This is a genomic window from Streptomyces sp. NPDC107581, from assembly GCF_055657175.1.
In genome coordinates this window covers 137,227-160,977 of record NZ_JBVKBH010000006.1, presented here as the reverse complement: position 1 = coordinate 160,977, position 23,751 = coordinate 137,227, and the positions used below count along the sequence as shown (strand labels likewise).

22 protein-coding genes are annotated in these 23,751 nt (G+C 70.1%); 17 read left to right on the top strand and 5 right to left on the bottom strand.

Features of this window, described 5'->3' with window-relative positions:
- The 8 genes from sufC (at position 1) to ACZ7P3_RS16915 (ending at position 6,552) form a co-directional block, all read left to right on the top strand.
- Entirely contained in the window at positions 1–765 is a 765-nt protein-coding gene (gene sufC, locus ACZ7P3_RS16950) for a Fe-S cluster assembly ATPase SufC (protein ID WP_472082294.1), read from the top strand.
- Positions 762–2,018, top strand: coding sequence for a cysteine desulfurase (locus tag ACZ7P3_RS16945; protein ID WP_472082292.1), 1,257 nt, complete (start codon positions 762–764; stop codon positions 2,016–2,018). Before sufC ends, ACZ7P3_RS16945 begins: the two co-directional genes overlap by 4 nt.
- Positions 2,019–2,030: 12 nt before the next feature.
- A complete protein-coding gene (gene sufU / locus ACZ7P3_RS16940; protein WP_472082290.1) occupies positions 2,031–2,498 on the top strand; it encodes a Fe-S cluster assembly sulfur transfer protein SufU in 468 nt (155 codons plus the stop codon).
- The gene (locus tag ACZ7P3_RS16935) at positions 2,495–2,827 is read left to right on the top strand and encodes a metal-sulfur cluster assembly factor (RefSeq protein ID WP_031166063.1); all 333 of its coding nucleotides are present in this window, start codon (positions 2,495–2,497) and stop codon (positions 2,825–2,827) included. The genes sufU and ACZ7P3_RS16935 overlap by 4 nt, the downstream gene beginning before the upstream one ends.
- A 155-nt stretch (positions 2,828–2,982) precedes the next feature.
- On the top strand, positions 2,983–3,303 hold the full coding sequence (locus ACZ7P3_RS16930) for a DMT family transporter (RefSeq protein ID WP_472082288.1): 321 nt from the start codon (positions 2,983–2,985) through the stop codon (positions 3,301–3,303).
- A complete protein-coding gene (locus ACZ7P3_RS16925; RefSeq protein ID WP_472082286.1) occupies positions 3,303–3,905 on the top strand; it encodes a TetR/AcrR family transcriptional regulator in 603 nt (200 codons plus the stop codon). Before ACZ7P3_RS16930 ends, ACZ7P3_RS16925 begins: the two co-directional genes overlap by 1 nt.
- A 73-nt stretch (positions 3,906–3,978) precedes the next feature.
- Entirely contained in the window at positions 3,979–4,965 is a 987-nt protein-coding gene (dapD, locus tag ACZ7P3_RS16920; protein ID WP_472082284.1) for a 2,3,4,5-tetrahydropyridine-2,6-dicarboxylate N-succinyltransferase, read from the top strand.
- A 585-nt stretch (positions 4,966–5,550) separates the two neighbouring features.
- Positions 5,551–6,552 (top strand): acyl-CoA desaturase, encoded by a 1,002-nt coding sequence (locus ACZ7P3_RS16915; RefSeq protein WP_472082282.1) that lies wholly within the window; start codon positions 5,551–5,553, stop codon positions 6,550–6,552.
- Positions 6,553–6,864: 312 nt separating this feature from the next.
- Here the strand turns inward: ACZ7P3_RS16915 and ACZ7P3_RS16910 are convergent, their stop codons facing one another.
- Positions 6,865–8,031, bottom strand: a complete 1,167-nt coding sequence (locus ACZ7P3_RS16910) for a PP2C family protein-serine/threonine phosphatase (protein ID WP_472082967.1) — start codon at positions 8,029–8,031, stop codon at positions 6,865–6,867.
- Positions 8,032–9,246: 1,215 nt separating this feature from the next.
- Here ACZ7P3_RS16910 and ACZ7P3_RS16905 point away from each other — a divergent pair.
- Positions 9,247–9,936, top strand: coding sequence for a DUF4389 domain-containing protein (locus ACZ7P3_RS16905; RefSeq protein ID WP_472082280.1), 690 nt, complete (start codon positions 9,247–9,249; stop codon positions 9,934–9,936).
- An 856-nt stretch (positions 9,937–10,792) separates the two neighbouring features.
- On the opposite strand, the gene ACZ7P3_RS16900 is transcribed toward ACZ7P3_RS16905, so the two are convergent.
- The 3 genes from ACZ7P3_RS16900 to dapA form a co-directional block, all read right to left on the bottom strand.
- On the bottom strand, positions 10,793–11,014 hold the full coding sequence (locus tag ACZ7P3_RS16900) for a hypothetical protein (RefSeq protein ID WP_472082278.1): 222 nt from the start codon (positions 11,012–11,014) through the stop codon (positions 10,793–10,795).
- A 460-nt stretch (positions 11,015–11,474) separates the two neighbouring features.
- The gene (locus ACZ7P3_RS16895) at positions 11,475–11,699 is read right to left on the bottom strand and encodes a response regulator transcription factor (protein ID WP_472082276.1); all 225 of its coding nucleotides are present in this window, start codon (positions 11,697–11,699) and stop codon (positions 11,475–11,477) included.
- 713 nt (positions 11,700–12,412) lie between these two features.
- Positions 12,413–13,306 carry a 4-hydroxy-tetrahydrodipicolinate synthase gene (dapA, locus tag ACZ7P3_RS16890; RefSeq protein ID WP_472082274.1) on the bottom strand — a complete coding sequence of 298 codons (894 nt, stop codon included), beginning with the start codon at positions 13,304–13,306 and terminating at the stop codon, positions 12,413–12,415.
- Positions 13,307–13,475: 169 nt separating this feature from the next.
- Here dapA and ACZ7P3_RS16885 point away from each other — a divergent pair, with 169 nt between their 5' ends.
- The 5 genes from ACZ7P3_RS16885 to ACZ7P3_RS16865 all read left to right on the top strand — a co-directional run bounded on the left by ACZ7P3_RS16885 (position 13,476) and on the right by ACZ7P3_RS16865 (position 16,201).
- Complete coding sequence (locus ACZ7P3_RS16885) at positions 13,476–13,616, top strand: hypothetical protein (protein ID WP_472082272.1); 141 nt, start codon at positions 13,476–13,478, stop codon at positions 13,614–13,616.
- Positions 13,613–14,308, top strand: coding sequence for a hypothetical protein (locus tag ACZ7P3_RS16880; protein ID WP_472082270.1), 696 nt, complete (start codon positions 13,613–13,615; stop codon positions 14,306–14,308). The genes ACZ7P3_RS16885 and ACZ7P3_RS16880 overlap by 4 nt, the downstream gene beginning before the upstream one ends.
- Positions 14,309–14,452: 144 nt before the next feature.
- Positions 14,453–14,731, top strand: a complete 279-nt coding sequence (locus ACZ7P3_RS16875; protein ID WP_472082268.1) for a hypothetical protein — start codon at positions 14,453–14,455, stop codon at positions 14,729–14,731.
- A gap of 100 nt (positions 14,732–14,831) precedes the next feature.
- A complete protein-coding gene (locus ACZ7P3_RS16870) occupies positions 14,832–15,437 on the top strand; it encodes an ArsR/SmtB family transcription factor (protein WP_472082266.1) in 606 nt (201 codons plus the stop codon).
- 26 nt (positions 15,438–15,463) lie between these two features.
- A complete protein-coding gene (locus tag ACZ7P3_RS16865) occupies positions 15,464–16,201 on the top strand; it encodes an SRPBCC family protein (protein WP_472082264.1) in 738 nt (245 codons plus the stop codon).
- A gap of 15 nt (positions 16,202–16,216) precedes the next feature.
- Here the strand turns inward: ACZ7P3_RS16865 and ACZ7P3_RS16860 are convergent, their stop codons facing one another.
- Complete coding sequence (locus ACZ7P3_RS16860; RefSeq protein ID WP_472082262.1) at positions 16,217–18,043, bottom strand: endonuclease/exonuclease/phosphatase family protein; 1,827 nt, start codon at positions 18,041–18,043, stop codon at positions 16,217–16,219.
- Between the two features lie 265 nt (positions 18,044–18,308).
- On the opposite strand from ACZ7P3_RS16860, the gene ACZ7P3_RS16855 reads away from it, so the two are divergent.
- The 3 genes from ACZ7P3_RS16855 (at position 18,309) to ACZ7P3_RS16845 (ending at position 23,570) form a co-directional block, all read left to right on the top strand.
- Positions 18,309–19,736 carry a hypothetical protein gene (locus tag ACZ7P3_RS16855; protein WP_472082260.1) on the top strand — a complete coding sequence of 476 codons (1,428 nt, stop codon included), beginning with the start codon at positions 18,309–18,311 and terminating at the stop codon, positions 19,734–19,736.
- A 296-nt stretch (positions 19,737–20,032) separates the two neighbouring features.
- Positions 20,033–21,490: an alkaline phosphatase PhoX gene (locus ACZ7P3_RS16850; RefSeq protein WP_472082965.1), complete on the top strand. Its 1,458-nt coding sequence runs from the start codon at positions 20,033–20,035 to the stop codon at positions 21,488–21,490.
- 496 nt (positions 21,491–21,986) lie between these two features.
- Entirely contained in the window at positions 21,987–23,570 is a 1,584-nt protein-coding gene (locus ACZ7P3_RS16845; protein WP_472082258.1) for a vWA domain-containing protein, read from the top strand.
- Positions 23,571–23,751: the final 181 nt, after the last annotated feature.

The following is a 23,751-nucleotide window of genomic DNA, read 5'->3' as shown; positions in this document are numbered from 1 at the left end:
ATGGCAACGCTTGAAATCCGAGACCTGCACGTCACCGTCGAGGCCGACAACGCCACGAAGGAGATCCTCAAGGGCGTCGACCTCACCGTGAAGCAGGGCGAGACGCACGCCATCATGGGCCCCAACGGCTCGGGCAAGTCCACCCTCGCCTACTCGCTCGCGGGTCACCCGAAGTACACGATCACCAGCGGCACCGTCACCCTCGACGGCGAGGACGTCCTGGAGATGTCCGTCGACGAGCGCGCCCGAGCCGGCCTGTTCCTGGCGATGCAGTACCCGGTCGAGGTCCCCGGCGTCTCGGTCTCCAACTTCCTGCGCACCTCCGCCACCGCCATCCGCGGCGAGGCCCCCAAGCTGCGCACCTGGGTGAAGGAGGTCAAGGAGGCCATGGAGCGCCTCAACATGGACCCGGCCTTCGCCGAGCGCAACGTCAACGAGGGCTTCTCCGGCGGTGAGAAGAAGCGCCACGAGATCCTCCAGCTCGAACTGCTCAAGCCGAAGGTCGCGATCCTCGACGAGACCGACTCCGGCCTGGACGTCGACGCGCTCCGCATCGTCTCCGAGGGCGTCAACCGCGTCCGCGAGACCGGCGAGGTCGGCACCCTGCTGATCACCCACTACACGCGCATCCTGCGCTACATCAAGCCCGACTACGTCCACGTCTTCTCCGGCGGCCGCATCGTCGAGTCCGGCGGCGCCGAGCTCGCCGACAAGCTGGAGGACGAGGGCTACGAGGCCTACACGAAGGGTGGCGCATCCGCGTGACACAGCTGCCGGGCCTCCTCGACGTCGAGGCGATCCGCAAGGACTTCCCCATCCTGGACCGCCAGGTCCACGACGGCCAGAAGCTCGTGTACCTGGACAACGCGGCGACCTCGCAGAAGCCGCGCCAGGTGCTGGACGCCCTGAGCGAGTACTACGAGCGCTACAACGCCAACGTCCACCGCGGCGTGCACGTCCTCGCGGAGGAGGCCACGGCGCTGTACGAGGGCGCGCGTGACAAGGTCGCCGAGTTCATCAACGCGCCGAGCCGCGACGAGGTGATCTTCACCAAGAACGCCTCCGAATCGCTGAACCTCGTGGCGAACATGCTGGGCTGGGCCGACGAGCCCTACCGGGTGGACCACGAGACCGAGATCGTCATCACGGAGATGGAGCACCACTCCAACATCGTGCCGTGGCAGCTGCTCGCGCAGCGCACGGGTGCGAAGCTGAAGTGGTTCGGCCTCACCGACGACGGCCGCCTGGACCTGTCCAACATCGACGAGATCATCACCGAGAAGACGAAGATCGTCTCCTTCGTGCTGGTGTCGAACATCCTGGGCACGGTCAACCCGGTCGAGACGATAGTGCGCCGCGCCCAGGAGGTCGGTGCCCTGGTCTGCATCGACGCCTCCCAGGCGGCGCCCCACATGCCGCTGGACGTCCAGGCCCTCCAGGCCGACTTCGTGGCCTTCACCGGCCACAAGATGTGCGCCCCGACCGGCATCGGCGTGCTGTGGGGCCGCCAGGAGCTGCTGGAGGACCTGCCTCCGTTCCTCGGCGGCGGCGAGATGATCGAGACGGTGTCGATGCACTCCTCGACCTACGCCCCGGCCCCGCACAAGTTCGAGGCGGGTACGCCCCCGGTCGCCCAGGCGGTCGGCCTCGGTGCCGCGATCGACTACCTGAACTCGATCGGCATGGACAAGGTCCTCGCCCACGAGCACGCGCTGACCGAGTACGCGGTCCGGCGGCTGGCCGAGGTGCCCGACCTGAGGATCATCGGCCCGACCACGGCCGAGGACCGGGGCGCGGCGATCTCCTTCACGCTGGGTGACATCCACCCGCACGACGTGGGCCAGGTCCTCGACGAGCAGGGCATCGCGGTGCGCGTCGGCCACCACTGCGCGCGGCCCGTCTGCCTGCGCTACGGAATTCCTGCGACCACACGAGCGTCGTTCTATCTGTACTCCACGCCGGCCGAGATCGACGCTCTGGTCGACGGTCTGGAGCACGTACGGAACTTCTTCGGCTGAGGGGCCTGACAGGTGAAGCTGGACTCGATGTACCAGGAAGTCATCCTGGACCACTACAAGAACCCGCACGGGCGTGGTCTGAGGGATGGCGACGCCGAGGTGCACCACGTGAACCCGACGTGCGGCGACGAGATCACCCTTCGCGTGAAGTACGACGGAACGACGATCAAGGACGTCTCGTACGAGGGCCAGGGCTGCTCCATCAGCCAGGCCTCGGCGTCCGTCCTGAACGAGCTCCTCGTCGGCAGGGAGCTGGCCGAGGCGCAGAAGATCCAGGAGACCTTCCTGGAGCTGATGCAGTCCAAGGGCCGCATCGAGCCGGACGACGCGATGGAGGAGGTCCTGGAGGACGCGGTCGCGTTCGCCGGTGTCTCCAAGTACCCCGCCCGGGTCAAGTGCGCCCTCCTGAGCTGGATGGCGTGGAAGGACGCGACGGCCCAGGTGCTGGGTGGCGCCGACGCCGAAAGGAAGACAGCATGAGCGAGACCGCTGAGATGAAGCCGGCCTCGGAGGAAGAACTCCGCGAGGCGCTGTACGACGTCGTCGACCCCGAGCTGGGCATCGACGTGGTCAACCTCGGCCTGATCTACGGCATCCATATCGACGACGCGAACATCGCGACGATCGACATGACCCTGACCTCGGCGGCCTGCCCGCTGACGGATGTCATCGAGGACCAGGCCAAGTCCGCCACGGACGGCCTCGTCAACGAGCTGCGCATCAACTGGGTCTGGATGCCGCCGTGGGGCCCCGACAAGATCACGGACGACGGCCGTGAGCAGCTGAGGGCGCTCGGCTTCAACGTCTGACACCTCCGCGTGCGGGAAGCGGCGGCACCCGGCCTGACGGGTGCCGCCGCTTCCGCGTGTTCGGGCCGGCGCGTCCACGAGCGGGAACGCCGGGCCCGTGAAGGGGAACGTGCGATGTGTACGGCCGTACGCAAGCACTGTGTACGCTTGTACACATGGGATACCTGTTGCTCGCCGGCGCCATAGCCGCCGAGGTCGCCGCGACGACGGCGATGAAGTACAGCGAGGGGTTCAGCCGGCTCTGGCCCTCTCTCGTGACGGCCCTCGGCTACGTCGTCGCCTTCGCTCTGCTCGCCCGGACCCTGAAGACCGTGTCGATCGGCACGGCGTACGCGATCTGGTCCGGGGTGGGCACCGCGGCCATCGCGGTCCTCGGCCTGCTGCTGTTCGGGGAGGGGCTGAGCGTGACCAAGGTCGCCGGGATCCTGCTGATCGTCGGGGGAGTGGTGGTGCTCAACATGGGGGGTGCGCACTGATGCCCCGCCGGCACGATCCCGAGCGGCGGCAGCGGATCATCGACGCGGCGATCCGGGTGGTCGGCAGCAAGGGCATCGCGGGGCTGAGCCACCGCTCGGTCGCGGCCGAGGCGGACGTGCCGCTGGGCTCCACCACCTACCACTTCGCCACCCTGGAGGAGCTGATGGTGGCCGCGCTGCGGCAGGCGAACGAGGGGTTCGCCAGGGTGCTGGCCGAGCGGCTGCCCGAAGCCCCCGAAGCCCCCGAAGCCCCCGAAGCCTCCGAAGCCCCCGAGGACCCTGAGGCCCCCGAGAGCGAGGACGGCCGGGGCGATCTCGCCGCGGACCTCGCCCGGGCGCTGGGGGAGTGGCTGGGCGGCGACCGTACGGGCGTGGAGCTGGAGTACGAGCTGTATCTGGCCGCACTGCGCCGGCCCGCGCTGCGCCCCGTCGCGGCCGAGTGGACCGAGGAGGCGGCGGCGAGGATCGCCCGGCACACCGACCCGGTCACGGCGCGGGCCCTGCTCGCGCTGATGGACGGCATCTGTCTTCAGGTGCTGCTGACGGGCGGTTCGTACGACGAGGAGTACGCGCGCTCCGTGCTGGCTCGGGTGATCCCCTGAACCCTGGCCCGGCACGTGAGACGTCCCCCGTACGGGTTCGCCCCCACGACCTCCCCCACGTTAGGTTTCCTACATGACCGACACTGCTTCTCGTACCACCGGCGCCGTCGCCGCCGGCCTCGCCACCCTCGCCTCCGACGGCACCGTTCTCGACACCTGGTTCCCGGCCCCCGAGCTGGTCGCGGAGCCCGGCCCCTCCGGCACCGAGCGCCTCTCCGCCGAGCAGGCCGTAGAGCTGCTCGGCAGCGGCGCGACCGCGGCGGTCGGCCCGGACGCCCGCCGGGGCGTCGAGGTGGTCGCGGTCCGTACGGTCATCTCCTCGCTCGACGAGAAGCCGATCGACACGCACGACGCCTACCTGCGCCTGCACCTGCTCTCGCACCGCCTGGTCAAGCCGCACGGCCAGAGCCTGGACGGCATCTTCGGCCTCCTCGCCAACGTCGCCTGGACCTCGCTGGGCCCGGTCGCCGTGGACGACCTGGAGAAGGTCCGGCTGAACGCCCGCGCCGAGGGCCTGCACCTCCAGGTCACCTCGATCGACAAGTTCCCGCGCCTGACCGACTACGTCGCCCCGAAGGGCGTGCGGATCGCCGACGCCGACCGGGTCCGCCTGGGCGCGCACCTCGCCGAGGGCACCACGGTCATGCACGAGGGCTTCGTCAACTTCAACGCAGGCACGCTCGGCACCTCCATGGTCGAGGGCCGGATCTCCGCGGGCGTCGTGGTCGGCAACGGCTCGGACATCGGCGGCGGCGCCTCCACCATGGGCACGCTGTCCGGCGGCGGCAACGTGATCATCTCCATCGGCGAGCGCTGTCTGATCGGCGCCGAGGCGGGCGTCGGCATCGCGCTCGGCGACGAGTGCGTGGTCGAGGCCGGCCTGTACGTCACCGCGGGCACCCGCGTGACCATGCCCGACGGCCAGATCGTCAAGGCCCGCGAGCTCAACGGGGCCTCCAACATCCTCTTCCGCCGCAACTCGGTCACCGGCGTCGTCGAGGCCCGCCCGAACAACGCGGTCTGGGGCGGCCTGAACGACATCCTGCACGCCCACAACTGACCCACGGCGGCCGTGACCTGCGGCCGCCTCATCGATCAACGTCCTGGCCTGCCGCTGAGCTGTTGGCCATGGTCGACGTCGGTCACCATCGAGCGCCCTTCCACGGCCCCAGGACGGCCCGGGAGGGCGCTCGTGCACGACACCGCAGCAGAAGTGCGTTCTACACCCGCCCCCGCTCCCGGCGCCGTCGTCGGGCTGGTCCGGCTATCGCCCGGGGGGGCGCTGACGTATGCCTCCGTCCGGCCCCGTCGACGTCGGCGTGGGATGTCGCCGAAGTGATCGCCGCCGACCGCCGTACACGCGAGGGCGGCACCGGCGTCGGCGGTCCCGTCCGTCCCGCACCCGACGGGGACCAGGACTCCTGCCGGAAGCAACGGCCCCGACGGGGACCAGGACTCCTGCCGGAAGCAACGGTGAGTCGGTCCTGCGACGTTCATGCCCCGGACATGCGTGACGACCTGTGCTGATGCCGCCCGGTGCGATGGTGGGCCCCGGACCGCCGAGCGCGCTGGACAACGCACGGCCGCGTGAGCCAGGTCGGTCCGGCACCGGCTCCGGAAAGGCTTGAGCGATGGTGAGGAACCGATGAAGCCGAGCGACGTCGACCGTACCGAACAGACCGTCACCGAACACGAAGCCGATACCGAGGCCGGAGTCAAGCCGCTGCTCGACGCCCCTCAGACGGCCGCGGCGGCGGTCGCGATGTGGACCTTTGTCGTCGGGCCGATGATCTGTCTGATCATCGCGGTGCCCTTGGCATGGGGATGGGGTCTGTCCGCGCTGGACATCGGCATGGCCGTGGTCGCCTACCTCGTGTCCGGCTTCGGCCTCACGGTCGGCTACCACCGTCTCTTCACGCACCGCTCGTTCAAGGCTCGGCGGGGCCTGCGCATCGCCTTGGCCGTCGCGGGCTCCCTGGGGGTCGAGGGCTCGCCGGTCCAGTGGGTGGCGAACCACCGGCGCCACCACGCCTTCGCCGACCGCGAGGGTGACCCGCACTCGCCCTGGCGCTACGGCACCGACACACGCGCGCTGCTCAAGGGACTTCTCCACGCGCACATCGGGTGGATGCTGAAGCGTGAACTGAGCAACCGGGCCAGGTTCGCGCCCGACATCGTCGCCGATCCCGATCTGCAGCTCATCGGCCGGCTCTTCGCACCGCTGACCGCCGTCTCGCTTTTGACCCCGGCGCTTGTCGGCGGGTTCGTCACCGGTACCTGGACCGGTGCGCTGACCGGGTTCTTCTGGGCCGGCCTGATACGGATGGCGCTGCTGCACCATGTCACCTGGTCGGTGAACTCGATCTGCCACGTCGCGGGCAGGCGACCCTTCGCCAGCCGGGACGAGGCCACCAACTTCTGGCCGCTCGCACTGCTGTCCTTCGGCGAGAGCTGGCACAACTCCCATCACGCCGACCCCACGGCCGCGCGCCACGGCGTGCTGCCGGGCCAGCTCGACCCGGCAGCACGCCTCATCTGGGTGTTCGAGAAGCTTCGCTGGGCCCACGATGTGCGCTGGCCGAGCTCGGAGCGTCTCAGCGCCCGACTGCTGCCCGAACCGGGTGTCCCGAACGGGTCCACAGGCTGACACGGGTCGGACAGCGCGTCACCGTGGTTCCGCCGGTGCGGCCCCGGCAGGATCCGAACCCGCGGCACCCGCTTCAGGAGCGAGGCTGGGCGTCGGGATGAGGGGGCGCCTGAATCGAGGAAGAGACTGGTGCCGGAGTCGACGTCGTAGATACCGCCGGTCAGGAGACCGGCGGTGTTCTTCATGATGGTGCTCCGGTCAGGTTCGGTCGGTGAGCACACCCCGAAGAGACCTGCTTCCCGTCCCCGGTTGTGGCGACCGACGGGCGGCAGGTCGGCGGAGTCCGGCTGGTCGCCCTCGCAACCGTGTGGTTCACGGGGTGTGTCCGAACCCGCCGGCGCGGATGACGCGGCCGTGGCGGCGCTGTCCATGGCTGTCGAGGTGGCGGTGAAGGGCGACGAGAGCCGCGTCGTCGCTGAGGCGTCCGCGGGTATGGGCCAGCAGATCGCGTCGGATGTGGTGGAGCAGCGATTCGGGGCCGGTCCTGTTCCACTGGGCGGCCCGCGTCTCCAGGGGGTAGAAGCGGCCGTGGGCGTCGCGGGCTTCGATGACGCCGTCCGTGTAGAGCAGGAGGGTGTCGCCGGGCTCGAAGGAAGCCATGTCGATGGTGTACGCATCCGGTCCCGTTTCCGCGACTCCCAGGGGCGGCGCGGGGTGCAGGCTGGGCACGGTGAGGGCGTTGGCCGGGCTGAGCAGCAGGGGAGGGGGATGCCCGCAGCTGATCATCCGGACGACGTGGTCGTCGTCGAGGAGCTCCAGCAGCAAGGTGGTCGCGAACCGCTCGCCGGCCTCTGCCGCAGGCTCGAAGTCGGCCAGGTAGCGGGTCACGCTGTGCTCCAGGGTGGCCGCCAGATCGGGAAGAGTGGCGTGCCGGTGGGCGGCCTCACGGAAGGCCCCCAGCAGAAGGGCGGCTTCGCCGACGGCGGACAGGCCCTTTCCGCGCACATCTCCGATCATGACGCGCACGCCGCCGGTGATGCGGGTGGCCGCGTACAGGTCACCGCCGATCTGCGCCTCGTCCTCGGCGGCCAGATACAGGCAGGCGATCCGCACGGGGCCCATCCGCTCCGGCAGCGGCCACAGCAGGCCGTGCTGCGCGGCCTCGGCGACCGACCGCACCTGGACCAGCTGGCGTTGGCGTCGCTCGCGCATCACGCAGAAGCACACGCACAGGGCTGACAGCACCGCCAGGGCGAGGATCTGGACCAGCACGGTGCGCGTGAAGAGCACGCCGAAGTGCCAGCCGATGTCTGCCTCTGCCGCTTCGGACAGGAAGCCGATCAGGCCCGTCAGCAGTGCGTCGGCGAACGTGGCGGTGACGGCGGGGGCGATCACGAGCAGCGGGCCGAGATGGATGTCCTCCGGGCTCAGCTGGTCGACTGTCGTGATCACTACGATGATGACGAGGGGAATGAGGAGCAAGGCGCGGCTTGACCGCCGCGGCTGCCGTACACCGGCCGAGCTGTCCCCAGCTTTCACATCTTCCACATTGCCACCGGAGTGGGCACCCTACGAGTAGACGCATCGGCGTCCGCGGCGCACGGGCCGGACGGGGTATCCCCACGGCCGCATCTTTATCAGGCCGAGTGGTTGCGGGCCGGCGGCACTGCCGTCGCAGTCGGGTTGATCGTGTATGGCTACATTCCGTGAGGAGTGCGCCCCGGGGCCGGGGGCCGGTTGCTGCCTTGCGCGCCGGTGGGCCCCTGTACGCCCCCCGGTGGCCCTTCTTGCCCGGGCCGGGACGTCAGCCGGTTCGCAGGCGTCCCCGTGCGTCCGCCGTCATTGATGTCGGGTGTGGATATCAGGCTTTCCGACTCGGTGGTTGTGGCGTCGGCGCATCAGTTCCCATGGGACTATCACTGCTGTGCAGTAGATGGCCACGCCCAGCCATGTCGGCATGGTGAAGCAGAGCAGAAGCCCGCTTGCGTACCAGGCCAGGCAGCAGATCAGCTCTACCCGGAGCGGAATATATCCGAGGCTGCGGAACACCAGGGGTATGGGTTGCTCCTGACTGTATGCCGAGGCGCACCGCATATAGGCGACGCTGGTGTATACAGCAGTGATAGCAGCGGTAATGATGATAAGGATCTGCATCGGAATCTCAATCTCCTGTCCCACTTGCTTTCTCAAAGTTCTCAGAGTGGGCGCGAGTCGGCCATGGAGATTTCCGGCCGGCGTCAGAGCAGCGGCACCGAATGACACGGTCCTGAGTCTCACCCGAATCTGAGGAATTTCATATCCAGGGAAGCCGACCGGAGAGCCTCACGTCATGCCACGGAACGTCGTAGCTTGACAGGTTGGCATCGGTGAGATCGCCGATATCGGTGAGATCGGTGATTGGCCAGGCCGAGCGCGCATGCGCGCCGGTGACTGGGGGCCTCCGCGCCGGTGACCGGGGGCTTCCACGCCGCCCGCGCGGCCATCCGAACAGGGACGTTCAAGGGACCGGCCGGGAGCCCCGGCCTGATCCGGGCCGAGTGGCCGTGACCTGCGTATCCCGTCAGCCGCCCTCCGTCAAGTCACGTGTTTTCCTGCCACGCACTCCAGGGGCATGACGCGATTCGATCGCCGGGGCTCAATTGGAACACGGCTCACAGCGAGCCAGTGGCCCGCCCGCACCGTCCGGAACAGTCCTGAGGATGCGATTTACGGGACACATTTCCCCCTACTCGTACAAGAAAGGATGTGGCAGCGATGCTTCCCACCTCCGTACATCCCCTGAGCGTCGAAGCGACCCTGGATCCCCGGCTCACCCGATGGAAGTGGCTGGTGAAGTGGGCCCTCGCCACCCCGCACTACATCGTTCTGTTCTTCCTGTGGATCGCGTTCCTGCTGCTGAGCATCGTCGCGTTCTTCAGCATCCTCATCACCGGCAGATACCCCCGACCGCTCTTCGATTTCAACGTCGGCGTCATACGCTGGAACACGCGGGTCAATTACTACGCCTCCGCAGTGCTCGCCACCGACAGGTATCCGCCGTTCACCCTCAAGGACGTTCCCGACTACCCGATCCGCGTCGATCTCGCCTATCCCAAGCGGCTGTCCCGGGGGCTGGTCCTGGTCAAGTGGCTGCTGGTCATCCCCCAGTTGCTGGTGGTCACGATATTGATGTACGGCGGCTGGAGCGGGTACCGGCACTTCGATCACTACAATCCGTTCTCCTCCGGACTCATCGGCCTGCTCTCCCAGATCGCGGTGGTGATCCTGCTGTTCACGGGGAGGTACCCGCGGGCTCTGTTCGACGTCCTCGTGGGCATGCTGCGCTGGACGCTGAGGGTGCTCGTCTACGTGTACCTCCTGACCGACAAGTACCCTCCGTTCCGGCTGGACATGGGAGGCAGCGAGCCCCTGGCGGCAGTGGTGCAGCCGACGGGCGGCAACTAAGTCCCCGTCGCCGGCCAACGGCTCGGTACCTTCCATCCCTGCTGGTCAACGGCCTGAGTACGGCCGGCCCAAGCTGGGAGACGTGGCACCGAGCCGAACAACGCAAAGGGCCGGCTCAGGAGGGTCTACCTCCTGAGCCGGCCCTTGCCTGGTCGGGTGGGGCCACGGCTGCGACGCCCGCGGCAAGCATTCTCGCGATCACCCGGTCTGCCAGGCCGTCATCACAGATGAGTTCGGCCATGGGCGCGTCACCCTCAGGATCGGCAGGTAGCCCGCGCCGGACTGGTGGAGCTCCCAGCGATCGCGCTCAGTGGTCCACATCGGCTCGTGTGCGAGCACGTCCCGGTCGCTCATGAACACCCCCTGGGTGCACGCCGGCGCATGGTCGGGCGGAGCGACTTCGGGAGTCCGGTGCCGGGCGGAGCGCGTACAGAGCCGTTCACCTGCGTTCATGGATGGCCTGGCTGCGGGAAGGACCCGGCACATGGTCTCGTCCGAACGATGGTGAACGGGGCCGAACGGGACGGAAACTGACCCGGTCGCACCCCGCACCGCAGTACGGGAGACGGCCCGCGGCCAGTTGCCGGGGCCGCCGTCATTCGCGGGGCTACGCTGCCTTGCGTCGTGTCGCACGTATGCCCGAGTCGGGCTCCTGTGCGTCCTCGGATGGCAAGGTCTCGTCTTCCCCGAAGTCAGGGGCCTGGAAGGGGTTGGTCGCCGGGGGCGGCGATGCTGCCGCGGAGCAGCGGGGTTGCCCTTCCAGGGCGGAGAACAGCGACGTCAGATCGATGAGAGGACTCTCTTTCGTGGCGGGCCCCGGAAGGGGCCTGGTGTGCCGTGACCGGGCACTGCGGTCCTACAGCTTGGTCATCTTGGCGTACGGGCTCAAGATCCGCATCTGCGCCGAGCCGAAATCCACGAGGGCCGCGACTCCGTCCTCGATGCCGACTACTCGACCGAGGCCGTACATGTCGTGTGTGACCTGGTCGCCCACGGCGAAGTGCTTGGGAGTCGGTGTGACCGGGGCCTTGAAGGGGCTGGTAGGCAGATGACGCTTGGGTGCAGCGGGCTTTGTCATGACTCAGTATGAGCCTACGCGCGCGCCGTTTGCTGTGGTCGTCGGCACAGATCAGGACGGGACCAACCGCCTCACGCCACTGACCTGCGGTTTAGAGACCTGGTGAGGCGAAACTTAACCATAGGTCTCCTTCGTTGACCATGGCGGCCCTCCGGCATCTGGCGCGATACGGACCGTACGCGACAGGGCGCCGTACCCTGCACTTCGCTCGAACCGCCACAACCTCCACAACCACCGCCATCATCACAAAAGAAACTTCAGCAACAAGAGTCACATCGGCAGCATCAGCCCCAACTGACGCAGACGACACGGCCGGCGTGGTCGGCGCAGATGGCGCAGGTGGCAGGTGGCAGGTGGCAGGTGGCAGGTGGCAGGTGGCAAGTGGCAAGTGGCGCAGGTGGCACAAATGACCGACGGCAGCCGCCCCGAGCGCGGTTGCCGTCGGTCGTCCCGCTCCTCGTCACAGACCCATGGAGATGGCGAGTCGCGTCAGTTCGGCCGTGCTGTTGATGTTGAGCTTGGCCCGGATGCGGCGGAGGTAGGCGTCGACCGTGTGCTTGGAGAGTCCCATGTGGCGGGCCGTCTGCAGATAGGTGCGCCCCGCGGCGATGTGGTGGAGTGTCTCCCGTTCGCGCGGAGCCAGTGCGGGAGCTTCGGCCTGGGAGGTGTTGGCGATGAGGCTCATGGGACGTCCTTCGGCGGGTCGGCATGGTGTCGCTGCTCGCATCGTCGAAAGCAGGGGGCTAAATGTCCGAATATTGGCTTTTCGCCCTCTTTCTTAGAGTTTGCTTAGGTGACGTCATGGCGGTGTCCGCCGACTGTCACAGCCGTGTCACGAGCCCTGCCGCGGCCTCGGCCGGCGTCGAAGCGGCAGGCCCGCGAAGGGGCAGGCCCGCGAAGGGGCGGGTTCGCGAAGGGGCGGGTTCGCGAAGGGGCGGGTTCGCGAAGGGGCGGGTTCGCGAAGGGGTCGGCGTGCGGCAGTCGGGGCAGGCCCGGGACCGGGGCGATCCAGTGGTTGGCCTCGGTCATCCAGGTCGTCGCCCGGCACGGCTCGTGGCCGAGCGACGGCAGCCCCGGGCCGTGGGACGGGTTCGGCCGCACCCGAAGGAGCCGCGGGCGGTCCGGACGCAGGGCGGCCCCGATCGTCTTGCCGGACGTAGGTCGGCCCTGATCGTCGCGCAACCCTCGGGGCGGCGCTCGGGCCGGGCCGCGTAAGGAGTGGGGGACCGTCGATGTCCAGGAACAACAGGGGGCGGCTCGCGCGGCCACCGTGGGGCGCGGCGGTGGGCGGGGACGCGGGATCTTTTCTTCCGCCGGTGTCCCACGGCGTCCGGCCGCGAGACCCCGGACGCCGCCTTCTCCCGGCAGCACGGGCGGCCGGTCTTCGCCGGCCGCTGCTCACGCCGCGGTCAGCTCCCGGTGGAGCGCCAGCAGCCCGTCGGTCGTCTCGCGGCCGGCGGGCAGCAGCGGTGCGCGCACCGGGCCCGCGGGCAGGCCGAGTTCCGGCAGCAGCGCCTTGGCGGTGACCGTGCCGGGCAGGCCCGCGTCCATCATCGCCTCGATGAACGGCGTGGCCCGCAGCTGGAGTTCGGCCGCGCGGTCCGTCTCGCCCGCGTCGAAGGCGTCGAGGACGGCGGCGATGTGGCCCGGTACGGCGTTGGCGACCGTGCTCACGCATCCGGCCCCGCCCACGGCGTACAGCGCGAGGATGTGCTCGTCGCACCCCGCGTAGTACGACAGCTCCGTGCGCGCCAGCACCTTCTGGGCGCCGAGGAAGTCGTAGGAGCAGTCCTTGACCGCCACGATCCGCGGGTGTCCGGCGAGGCGGATCATCGTCTCCGGCGCGATCCGGGTGCCGGTGCGGCCCGGGATGTCGTAGAGCATCACCGGCAGCCCGCTCGCGTCGGCGACCCGGCGGAAGTGCGCCTCCACCGCCTCCTGCGGTGGTCTGCTGTAGTACGGCGTCACCACCAGCACGCCGTCGGCGCCCGCCTTCTCGGCGGCGAGGGCTCCGTCGATCGTGTGCCGCGTGTCGGCGGTGCCGACGCCCGCCACCAGCGCGACGTCCCCGCCGACCGCCTCCCGGACGGCCGCGATCAGCTCCGCCTTCTCCGTGTCCGTGGTGGTCGGCGACTCGCCCGTGGTGCCGTTCAGCACCAGCCCGTCGCAGCCCTGTGCCACCAGATGGCCGGCCAGCTGCCGGGCGCCCTCCAGGTCGAGCGCGCCCGCCTCGGTGAACGGGGTGATCATCGCGCACAGGGTGCGGCCGAAGGGCTTGCGTCGGTTCGTCATGGGGGTAGTCTCGGCGGAACCACAATGTAGCTCTACTTAAATCTTCTACGATATATTGTTAAGCATTGCTGATGAGGTGAGTGGGTGGCCGACGGTCCTGTGTCCAACTCGGCCCTTCATGGGTCACTATGGGCCTGGACGGTCATCGACGTCGGTCATGGGAGGCACCATGAAGCTCGGCAAGGCACTGGCCACCGGAGTCGCCGAGGAGCGGCCGCTCGTCCACGAGGAGGAGCCGCAGCTCCCCGAGGAGATCAGCCTCACCGCACCGGCCGAGCCGGCCCGCGAAGAGGTACCGGCGGCCCGATGAGGCTGCGGCTCCCGGTGGAACGCCCGACGGAGCCGCCGACCGGTTACAAGATCGCTCACCCGGTGCTGTCCCAGGACGGCACCCGGGCCGGGTTCACCGGTGTGTCACTGGGCGGCGCGCTGCCGTACGGCGTGCTCGACGACGCGTCCTGCGTCTACGGGCGCAGGCACCGCCCGCCCGCGCGCCTGTGCGACTGCGGCTTCCACTGTGTGCACGACCGCGCGGCCGCGGAGGCCCTGCTGTGCACGGCGGAGCACCGGGCCGCGGTCCTGCTCGAAGTCTCCGTGATCGGTGCCTACATCCGTTTCGAGCGCGGCTTCCGCTACGCCCGGCAGCGGGTGCGCACGGCGACCGCCGGCCCGTGCACCTGCGGTGCCACCGCGGTCGGGTTCGCCGACGCCGGCTGGGGCAGACCCGGCTGGCGGGTGCTCGAACCGGTCTGCGCGGGCTGTGTGCGCGGCCGTACGTCCCTCTCGCTCGCCGGGTTCGCCCGGCTGGCCGGTCAGGGGCTGCGGGTGGTCGCGGGCGGCGGTGCCGCGGCGGCCCCGTCCGCCGGGTTGACGGCCGACGGGAAGCTCGGCGTGCCCGAACTCGTGGCCGAGGCGGCCCTGTTGCAGGCGCGTCTGGACTGGTTCCAGACCCAACTCGCACATCTCGGCGAGCGCGGCGCCGGTGGCGCGGAGAGGGGCTGACGGTCTTCGGCCGGGGTACCCGCAGTTCCGTGAGGAGAGGAGGCGGACGCCGCGGTCGGAGGCGTCCAGCCGGACGTGACCGATGCGTCCAGCCGGACGCGATCGATGCGTCCAGCCGGACGTGATCAGGGAAAGGGCACACCGATGACGCACAGGATCCCGCACGGCTCGGGCGCCAAGGGCCCCGACGAGCTGCGGCACCAGATCGAGCAGGCCAGGAGCCGGCTCGGCAAGGCCGACGTGAAGGGCCGGGCGCTGACCCGGGCCGCCGATCTGAGGGACAAGGCCGGCGCCATGACCGTACAGCTGCGGTCGAGCGCCACCCAGGCCGCCCTGCGGCATCCGCGGCCCCTGGTGGTCGCGGGCGCGGCGGGTGCCGCCGCCCTCGCCACGGTGGGCGTGCTGCGCCGCCGGCACCACTGACCTCACCCGACCTCCCGGCGGTCCGGGGGCAGGTCGCCATCCTCCAGCCGACAGCTTGCCCCTCCTGGACAAGAAAAGTTTTCGGTGGGAGGGTGGGCGCATGCTGGACGTGACCGTGATCGAGGACCCCGAGGCCGCAGCCGTATCGCTCGACCCGATACGAGCCCGGCTGCTCGCCGAGCTGGCCGCCGGGCCGGCCTCCGCCGCGATGCTGGCCGGCCAGGTCGGGCTGCCCCGGCAGAAGGTGAACTACCACCTCAAGGCGCTGGAGCGGCACGGCCTGGTCGAGCTGGCCGGAGAGCGCCGCAAGGGCAACGTCACCGAGCGGCTGATGCGCGCGACCGCCGCGTCGTACGTCATCTCACCGGCCGCCCTCGCCGCCGTGCAGCCGGACCCGGACCGCTTCCGTGACCAGCTCTCCGCACGCTGGCTGCTCGCACTCGGCGCCCGCCTGGTGCGGGACGTCGGCGCGCTGATCACCGGTGCCACGAAGGCCCGCAAGCGGCTGGCGACCTATGCCCTGGACGGCGAGGTCCGCTTCGCCTCCGCCGCCGACCGCGCGGCCTTCGTGCAGGAGCTGACGGCCGGCGTGAGCGCCCTGATCCGCAAGTACGACGCCCCCGACACCGAGGGCGGCCGGGACCACCGGATCGTCGTGGCCCTCCACCCCACGGTGAAGGACCAGCCGGGCCCCGACCCCCAGTAAGCCTTTTCGAGCAGGAGAGCTCCACCATGTCCAAGGAATTCGAGATCGCCCGCGAGTTCGAGGTCGACGTTCCGCCCGAGAAGGTGTGGGAGGCCGTCACCACCGGAACCGGCGGCTACCTGTGGCCGATGGACCCGCCCGAGCCCCGGGTGGGCGGCATCGGGCCCTTCGGGTCCACCGTCACCGCCTGGGACCCGCCCCACCACTACACCAGCCGCAGCGAGGACGTCGGCTTCCCGGTCCAGTCCGTCAACCAGCTCGACTACACCATCGAGCCGCGCGACGAGGGCCGCCGCGCCTGGGTGCGCTACGTGCACAGCGGCATCTTCACCGACGACTGGGACAACCAGTACGACGGCGCGAGCAAGCACACCGACTTCTACCTGCACACCCTGCGCGAGTACCTGACGCACTTCGCGCCCCGCCCGGTCGTCTTCGCGCAGTTGCAGGGACCCGCGGCCTCGCAGACGCCCGAGGCGCTCGCCGCCGTGGGCCGCGCCCTCGGCCTGCCGGACGGCGTGCGCGAGGGGGCGAAGGTGAGCGCCCGGGGGCCCGGCGGGCGGACCCTGGACGCGGTGGTCGACTACCGCAACCCGTACTTCATCGGACTGCGCACCGACGACGCCCTCGTCCGCTTCTTCGGGCGCGGCCACTGGGGCGCCCCGGTCGGCATCAGCGTGCACGACTTCGCGCCGGACGCCGATGCCGAGGCGGACGAGAGCGCCTGGCAGGACTGGCTGAACGGCGTGTTCAGCCAGTCCTGAGCCGAGGCTGCGCCGTTACGGGCGGAACCGCAGCACCTGCGGGTCGTGGTCGCTGATCTGGTCGTTGAACTCCGAGTTGATGTGCACGCTGTCGTACTCGAAGTCGCAGCCGCGCCGGATCGCCGGGCTGATCAGGATCTGGTCCAGGACCTGCTCGTTGCCCTGGTAGTCGTAGGTGTACCGCTCGCTCCTGGGCAGCGACTTGATCGCCGACCACAGCTCGCCGTCGCCTTCGAGGATCTTCGCGGTGCCGGAGAACTCGAAGTCGTTCATGTCGCCGAGCGCGATGACGTTCGCGTTCCTCTGCGCGGACAGGATGTCCTTGACGAACGCGTTCACCTCGGTCGCCTGCGCGTGGCGCTGGACCTCCGAGCTGCGCGTCGGCGGCTGGTACTGCGAGGTCAGAGCCTGGTCGCCGCCCTTGGAGATGAGGTGGTTGGCGATCACGAAGACGGTCTTGCCCCGGAAGACGAACTGGCCGACCAGCGGCTTGCGGCTGTTCTGCCAGGCCGCGTTCGCCGGGTCGATCCGGCCCGGGGAGGCCGTCAGCTCGGCCTTGCCGTGCACCTTGGTGACGCCGACGGCGGTGGTGGAGTCGCCGCCCGCGCGGTCCACGAAGGACACCCGCTGCGGGTTGAACAGGAACACCTGGCGGATGTTGCCGCCGGGCTCGCCGCCGTCCTGGTCGTTGACCGGGTCGATCGAGCGCCAGTCGTACTTCGGGCCGCCCGCCGCGACGATCGCGTCGATCAGCTTGTTCACGGTCTGGCTCGCGTCGACCGTGCCGTCGTCCTTGGCACCGTTGTTGTCCTGGATCTCCTCCAGGGACACGATGTCGGGCGACTGCAGGTTGTTCACGATCGCGGCCGCGTGCTGGTCGAAGGTGGCGTCCGACGGGTCGAGGTTCTCGACGTTGTAGGTCGCCACCGCCAGCTCGCCGCGCCCCTGCTTGTGCGTGGTCTCGCGCTGCAGACCACCGCTCTTCAGCGTGCCGAGCTTGCCGGCGACCAGGGTGTAGCCGCCGAACTGGTTGAAGTCCAGCGGGCCCGTGGTGGCGCCCTCCAGGGTGTCGCCGACGTTCGCCTTCGGGAAGTCGGCGGTCGCTCCCAGCGACTGGATCTGCAGCCGGCCGGTGTTCTGGGAGTCGTAGGAGCCGTAGATCGTGCCGCCGCGGTGGGTGCGGTGCTCGCGCGGCTTCACCGTGACCCACAGCTCGCTGTACGGGTCGGTGCCGGTGACCACGCGGGTGTCGGCGACCTGGACGTTCATGCCCTCCAGGGACTCGTAGTAGTCCAGGGCGTACTTCGCCGGGTCCAGCGCCAGGCCGTTGACGGAGCCGGCCGCGGCGGTGTCGCCCGCCGGGGCGTACCGGTTCGGCACCGACCGGGCATTGATCACCACGGGGGCGGGCACCGCGTTGCCGGTGGAGACCGTGGTGATCACCGGCTTGGTGATCTCCGTCAGCGACTGGTTGCCGGTGGAGGCGCCGCCCGGGACGTACTCGGAGACCGTGCCGGTCACCGTGACCGAGTCGCCGACCGCGACCTTCGGCGTGGAGCTGGTGAAGACGAACACGCCCTCACTGGTGGCCGGGTTGTCGTCCGGGGTCGGGTCCTGGATCCAGAAGCCTCTGGAGGAGCCGTAGGTGCGCGTGGCCGTGACGATGCCGGGGACGTCCGTGACCTTCTGGCCCGCGAACGGCGATATTCGGGTCGCACCCTGGATGTCATGGATGCGCACCGAGTCGGCGTGCGCGGGGGAGGTGAGGACTACGGCCGACGCGGCGGAACAGACGGCTGCGACGGTGAGCGCGGCGAGGCGCGCGGAAGACCTGCTCGGCAAGGGATCCCTCCGGGGACATGCGTGAGCGCCGGGACGAGGACGTAACGGGAGCGTGCAGGGCTCGTAGCCCTGTGTGACACGCGTAGAAAAGAGTGAACAGTTGTCCCCCCAACTTCTACGCGCGTCAATCTCCTGCCTGCCGCGGGGAGTTGTCAAGGTTTCGGCCATGGACAGCCGCCGACGCGGAGATGAACCGGGTGGCATGGGTGGAAATCCGTCTAGGCTGAGCGGTCGAGTCCGTTCACGGTCCGAGGAGAACCAGCCGATGTCAGACAGCTCCCCCCTGCCGCCCGTACGGCTGCACCCCGAAGCGGAGCTGGCGCGCGCCGCGCTGTCCACGCCGTTGCTCTCCCGCGCCGCCCGCCTGGCCCGCTGGGCCGGGCCCGAGACCCGGGTGGACGCCGGCGGCGAACTGGCCGAGGAGCAGCTGCCGGCCGCCGCCGAACTGCTCGGACTGAGCGGGGACGACGCCGCCGCGTACGCGAGCGAGGCCTGGCGGGCGGCCGTGGACGCCGGGCTGGTCGAGATCACCGACGAAGAGGCCGGGACCGTGGCGGCCGGCGAGGAGCTGGCGCTGCTCACCGGCGGCTCGCCGCACGACGTGCTCGCCGTCTGGCTCGCCGCCCTGGAGACCGTCATCGCGGACGCGAGCGTGCCCGACCTCGACGACCTGGTCGACAGCCTGGACGAGGGCGGCACGGTCGATTTCTCGTCACTCGACTGGGACCCGGAGGCCGAGGCGGAGTTCCTCGACGGCGTCCTCGGCAACCTCTACCTGCTGACCGTCAGTGAGGACGGCCCCGGCGAGACGGCGGTGCCGCTGCCCGCCCTGGCCGCCTCGATGATCGTGCCCAGCGACATGGGGGAGCCCACCAACGACGTCCTGGAGCAGGTCTCCGACGCGATGATGCGTCTGGACGACCAGTTCCGGATGCTGGAGCCGGTCGGGCTCGTGGCGTACCAGCCCGTCGACGAGGCGCTGATGGCCGACGCCGACGAGGAGCCCGCCGCGCCGGTCGACGACACCGACGTCTCCCGCTACGGCATGGTCCGGCTCACCCCGCTCGGGGTGTACGGGCTGCGGGCCCGGCTGCTGGAGGCCGGCTTCGAGGCGCCCGCCGTCGGTGAGCTCGCCGGCAAGGGCGCCGACGCGCTGCTCGACGGCACCGCGCACTTCGGGCAGTTGGCCGCCCGCGCCGAGACCGAGCAGTGGCTGACCCTGCGCGAACCGCTCGACGCGGCCCGGGAGTTGCTGACGGCGGCGCGGGGCACCGACGCCGGGGCGCCGCTGCGCCGGCTGCGCTGCCAGCAGGCGCTGTCCCTGGTCGGCGTCGAGGCCGAGCCCGCCCTGCGGGACGTTCTCGACGATCCCGAGCTGGGCGGGCTCGCCCGGGTGTGGCTGAGCGAGCGGGGCACCTCCGGGGTCCCCGCACCCTCCCAGGAGCTGGTGTTCTGGCTGACCATCGACACGGTGGCCGCGCAACTGGCCGCCGAGGGCAACTCGGAGGAGCTGCAGGCGCTGGTCGAGGGACTGGCCGAGCAGCACAGCGGGTTCTTCGCCGCTGCCTGGCGGGTCGAGCACCCCGCCACCGCGGACGTGCTGGAGGCGATGGGGCGGTTGCATCCGGACAAGAAGGTGGCGAAAGAGGCGCGGAAGGCCGCGTTCAAGGCCCGTTCGCAGCAAGGGGGTTGAGCGGTCCGCCGGGTGCTGCCGGTCGGTGCTGCCGGTCCGTCGGGTGCTGCCGGTCGGTGCTGCCGGTCCGCCGCCCCCCGCGGGTGAGCACCGTCGCGGCGGCACGGCGGGCGGTGACCGTGGGAGAAGACATGGCCGGATTTTTATTCGGCCATGGTGCTGCGCATACGGATTCATGGAAGAGGGGTCTCCGAAGTAGCCGCGTGTTCAACTCCTGTTCAAAAGGCGGCGGGAGCGTGAGCGCCGCAACGAGGTCCGCCACCCTCCACGGCACGCTCACCGTCACAGGAGACACCATGTCGCTCACCCGCAGGGACTTCGCCAGAAAATCCGCGATCACCGGTGCCGGGGTCGCGCTGGCGGGCAGCGTCGGCGCCCTCGCCACCGCTCCCAACGCCCTGGCCGCCTCCGACGACTTCGAGAGCGCGGACGGCGCGTCGGCGCACGGCCACGGGCACCACGGAGTCGGCTACGGCCCGCTGGTCCCCGACCCGCAGGGCATCCTCGCGCTGCCCGCCGGCTTCAAGTACCGGATCATCACCTACAGCGGGAAGACCAAGCTGGAGTCCGGCGAGTTCACGCCGTCCAACCACGACGGCACCGCCACCTTCGAGGGCCCGCGCGGCACCACGCTGCTCGTCAACAACCACGAACTGGCCGGCGCCCGCGCCGACTGGCCGCACCCGGTCCCGCTGACCGAGGGCCTCGTCTACGACCCGGCGGCGGCCGGCGGCTGCACCGTGGTCGAGGTACGGCGCGGCGGTGAGGTCGCCGAATGGGTGGGCATCGCCGGCACCGCCACCAACTGCGCGGGCGGCAGCACCCCGTGGGGCACCTGGCTGACCTGCGAGGAGACCGAGGACAAGGCCGGCAAGAACGGCTTCACCAAGGACCACGGCTATGTGTTCGAGGTCGACCCGGAGGACCGCCGGGCCAACCGCGGCCCCCGGCCCGTCAAGGCCCTGGGCCGCTACGCCCACGAGGCCGTCGTGGTCGACCCCAGGCGCGGCCACCTCTACCTCACCGAGGACGCCTCCGGTCCCAACGGCCTGCTCTACCGCTGGACCCCGCCCGCCGGCTTCCACCACGGCCGCGGCAGGCTGCGCACCCTCGCCGACGACGCGGGCGTCCTGCAGGCCTTCAAGTGCTTCGACTCCGGCGGCAAGTTCGTCGACGACCTGTCCCGCGCCACGAAGACCGGCACCGTCTACGGCGTCGACTGGGTGGACGTCCCCGACCGTGACGCCAGGGCCGTCTCCGTGCGCAAGCAGTTCACCACCGGCCAGGTCACCCGCGCCCGCAAGCTGGAGGGCATGTGGTGGGCCGACGGCGGCGCCTACATCGTCTCCTCCTTCGCCCGCGAGGAGAGCCCCGTCCAGCACGACGGCCAGGTCTGGTTCTACGACCCCAGGCGCCGCACCCTGACCCTCAAGGTTCTCCTGGGCGTCAACCCCGACCCGTCCGAGGACGGCGCCTTCGACGGCCCGGACAACATCACGGTCTCCCCGTACGGCGGCCTGGTCATCGCCGAGGACGGCGAGGGCGTCCAGCACCTGTTCGGCGCCACCGACAGCGGCCGCACCTACCCGATCGCGCGCAACGAGCTGAACATCGGCACCGCGGACGAGCCCGAGTACAGCGAGTTCACCGGCGTCACCTTCTCGCCCGACGGCCGGACCCTGTTCGCCAACATCCAGACCCCGGGCATCATGCTCGCCGTCACGGGGCCCTGGAAGCGCCAGAAGTGCGACTGACCTCCGCGCGGTGATTAATTCGCTCGCCCGCCCCGCGGCTCTCCTCCTAGAGTGATCCTCGTCCAGGTGCGACAGGCAGGACCTACTTCCACTCTTCATGGGGAGGCCGCGGGTTCGAGTCCCGCCACCGGCTCTCCGGGCCGGTGTAGCTCAGGGGTCAGAGCACCATCGTCGGTTCCGCCGGCCTCGATCTCTGGACACCGAAAACTTCATGCACCTCCCGGTGCGCAGGCTGCGGTTACTTCTTTCGCGAAGAGAATCCACGACCGCCGCCGATCTGATCTCGGGAGGCGCAGCTCATGGTGGGTGTCCGGTGCGCAGGCAGCGGATACTTCGGGCACAGCGGGTCGCGGGTTCGAATCCCGTCAGCACTTAGCGGGTGCTGTAGCTCAGCGGTAGAGCAGCTGTTTTGTTCCGTCGCCGACCCCTGACCTCGGACACCCTCCATTTGCTGCGCCTCCCTCCGAAACCGATCGTGAATTCGGGGGAATTCATCATGGCGCGATTCAACACGCGTGCCGCCAAAGCACAGCTGAAGTCGGCGGTGACATCGACCGGCCGCATCCTGCGGACCTACGAGGGCGGCAAGGGCCAGGAGCGCGACCCGCGCTCGGAGCTCTTCCTGCTGGCCGTCTCCAACTTCGTCTCGCAGAACACCTTTTACGAGAGCGGCGCCGACCGCGACGACCGGTTCACCCGCCTCGTGCGCGACCTGGCCGTCACCGACCCGGCCTGGACGGCCGGCCTGCTCGGCTGGCTGCGCGGCGAGGGCAGCATGCGCACGGCCTCGATCGTGGGCGCCGCCGAGTACGTGCACGCCCGGCTGACGGCGGGCGCCACCGACGGCCCGTCCAACCGGCAGGTCGTGGACTCCGTGCTGCAGCGCCCGGACGAGCCCGGGGAACTGCTCGCCTACTGGACGGCGACCTACGGGCGTGCCGTCCCCAAGCCCGTCAAGCGCGGCATCGCCGACGCCGTACGACGCCTGTACCACGCCAGGTCGCTGCTCAAGTACGACACGGCGGCCAAGGGCTACCGCTTCGGCGACATCCTCAACCTGGTGCACGCGGCGCCGGATCCGGACAAGCCCTGGCAGGGCGAGCTGTTCCGGTACGCCCTCGACCGGCGGCACAACCCGGACACCGCCGTACCGCCCGCGTCCCTCCCGGTGCTCACCGCCCATCGCGAGCTGATGGCGCTCCCCGTCGACCGGCGGCGCGCGGTCGTCACGGCGCCCGACGGCGTCGAGCGGCTGGCGGCGGCCGGTGTCACCTGGGAGGCGCTGGCCGGCTGGCTGCAGGGCCCGATGGACAAGGCGGCCTGGGAGGCCGTGATCCCGTCCATGGGCGCGATGGCGCTGGTCCGCAACCTGCGGAACTTCGACGAGGCAGGGGTCTCGGACGAGGTCGCCGCCAAGGTCGCGGCGAAGATCAGCGACCCGGAACAGGTGGCGCGCTCGCGGCAGTTCCCCTTCCGCTACCTGTCCGCGTACCGGCACGCACCCTCGCTGCGCTGGGCCTACCCGCTGGAGCAGGCGCTCGCCCACTCGCTGGCCAACGTGCCCGCGCTGCCGGGCCGCACGCTCGTGCTGGTCGACCGCTCGGGCTCCATGTTCTGGTCGCAGGTGTCCGACCGCGCCCAGCTCACCCGGGCCGACGCGGCGGCGATCTTCGGCACGGCGCTCGCACTGCGGGCGGATGACGCCGATCTGGTCGAGTTCGGTTCGAGCAGCGCCGAAGTGGAGTTCCGCAAGGGCGAATCGGTGCTGAAGATCCTGGAGCGCTTCGGCAACCTGGGCGGCACCGACACCACCGAGGCGGTGCGCCGGCACTACAGGAATCACGACCGGGTGCTGATCGTCACCGACGAGCAGTACACCCCGCACCAGCACGGCGACCCGACCGCCCGGATCCCCGACCGCATCCCGGTCTACACCTGGAACCTGGAGGGCTACCGCGCCGGGCACGGCCCCTCGGGGACGGCGAACCGGCACACCTTCGGAGGCCTGTCCGACTCGGCCTTCCGGATGGTGTCCCTGCTCGAAGCCGCTCGTGACGCCCACTGGCCCTGGGCGGCCTGACCCGCGACCGGCCTGATCGTGGCCCGCACTTCAACGGGGGGTGCGGGCCACCCCTCCCGGGGGCTCATCGAGGCTCAACGGCACCGCCACCGGGCGCCCCGTCCGGAGAGCGGCTCGTCGCAATTCCTCGTCGCAATTCCTCGTCTGCCAAGGCGGGCTCGGCCCAGGCGGCGGGCCGACA

What these genes read in the sequence shown, in the direction of transcription:
- ACZ7P3_RS16915 (WP_472082282.1), top strand. Translation starts at nt 5,551, where the DNA reads ATGAAGCCGAGCGACGTCGACCGTACCGAACAGACCGTCACCGAACAC.
- ACZ7P3_RS16855 (WP_472082260.1), top strand. Translation starts at nt 18,309, where the DNA reads ATGTCAGACAGCTCCCCCCTGCCGCCCGTACGGCTGCACCCCGAAGCG.
- ACZ7P3_RS16875 (WP_472082268.1), top strand. Translation starts at nt 14,453, where the DNA reads ATGACGCACAGGATCCCGCACGGCTCGGGCGCCAAGGGCCCCGACGAG.
- ACZ7P3_RS16865 (WP_472082264.1), top strand. Translation starts at nt 15,464, where the DNA reads ATGTCCAAGGAATTCGAGATCGCCCGCGAGTTCGAGGTCGACGTTCCG.
- ACZ7P3_RS16900 (WP_472082278.1), bottom strand. Translation starts at nt 11,014, where the DNA reads ATGACAAAGCCCGCTGCACCCAAGCGTCATCTGCCTACCAGCCCCTTC.
- ACZ7P3_RS16845 (WP_472082258.1), top strand. Translation starts at nt 21,987, where the DNA reads ATGGCGCGATTCAACACGCGTGCCGCCAAAGCACAGCTGAAGTCGGCG.
- ACZ7P3_RS16870 (WP_472082266.1), top strand. Translation starts at nt 14,832, where the DNA reads ATGCTGGACGTGACCGTGATCGAGGACCCCGAGGCCGCAGCCGTATCG.
- ACZ7P3_RS16935 (WP_031166063.1), top strand. Translation starts at nt 2,495, where the DNA reads ATGAGCGAGACCGCTGAGATGAAGCCGGCCTCGGAGGAAGAACTCCGC.
- ACZ7P3_RS16880 (WP_472082270.1), top strand. Translation starts at nt 13,613, where the DNA reads ATGAGGCTGCGGCTCCCGGTGGAACGCCCGACGGAGCCGCCGACCGGT.
- ACZ7P3_RS16930 (WP_472082288.1), top strand. Translation starts at nt 2,983, where the DNA reads ATGGGATACCTGTTGCTCGCCGGCGCCATAGCCGCCGAGGTCGCCGCG.
- ACZ7P3_RS16850 (WP_472082965.1), top strand. Translation starts at nt 20,033, where the DNA reads ATGTCGCTCACCCGCAGGGACTTCGCCAGAAAATCCGCGATCACCGGT.
- ACZ7P3_RS16905 (WP_472082280.1), top strand. Translation starts at nt 9,247, where the DNA reads ATGCTTCCCACCTCCGTACATCCCCTGAGCGTCGAAGCGACCCTGGAT.
- dapA (WP_472082274.1), bottom strand. Translation starts at nt 13,306, where the DNA reads ATGACGAACCGACGCAAGCCCTTCGGCCGCACCCTGTGCGCGATGATC.
- ACZ7P3_RS16885 (WP_472082272.1), top strand. Translation starts at nt 13,476, where the DNA reads ATGAAGCTCGGCAAGGCACTGGCCACCGGAGTCGCCGAGGAGCGGCCG.
- dapD (WP_472082284.1), top strand. Translation starts at nt 3,979, where the DNA reads ATGACCGACACTGCTTCTCGTACCACCGGCGCCGTCGCCGCCGGCCTC.
- ACZ7P3_RS16925 (WP_472082286.1), top strand. Translation starts at nt 3,303, where the DNA reads ATGCCCCGCCGGCACGATCCCGAGCGGCGGCAGCGGATCATCGACGCG.
- sufC (WP_472082294.1), top strand. Translation starts at nt 1, where the DNA reads ATGGCAACGCTTGAAATCCGAGACCTGCACGTCACCGTCGAGGCCGAC.
- ACZ7P3_RS16895 (WP_472082276.1), bottom strand. Translation starts at nt 11,699, where the DNA reads ATGAGCCTCATCGCCAACACCTCCCAGGCCGAAGCTCCCGCACTGGCT.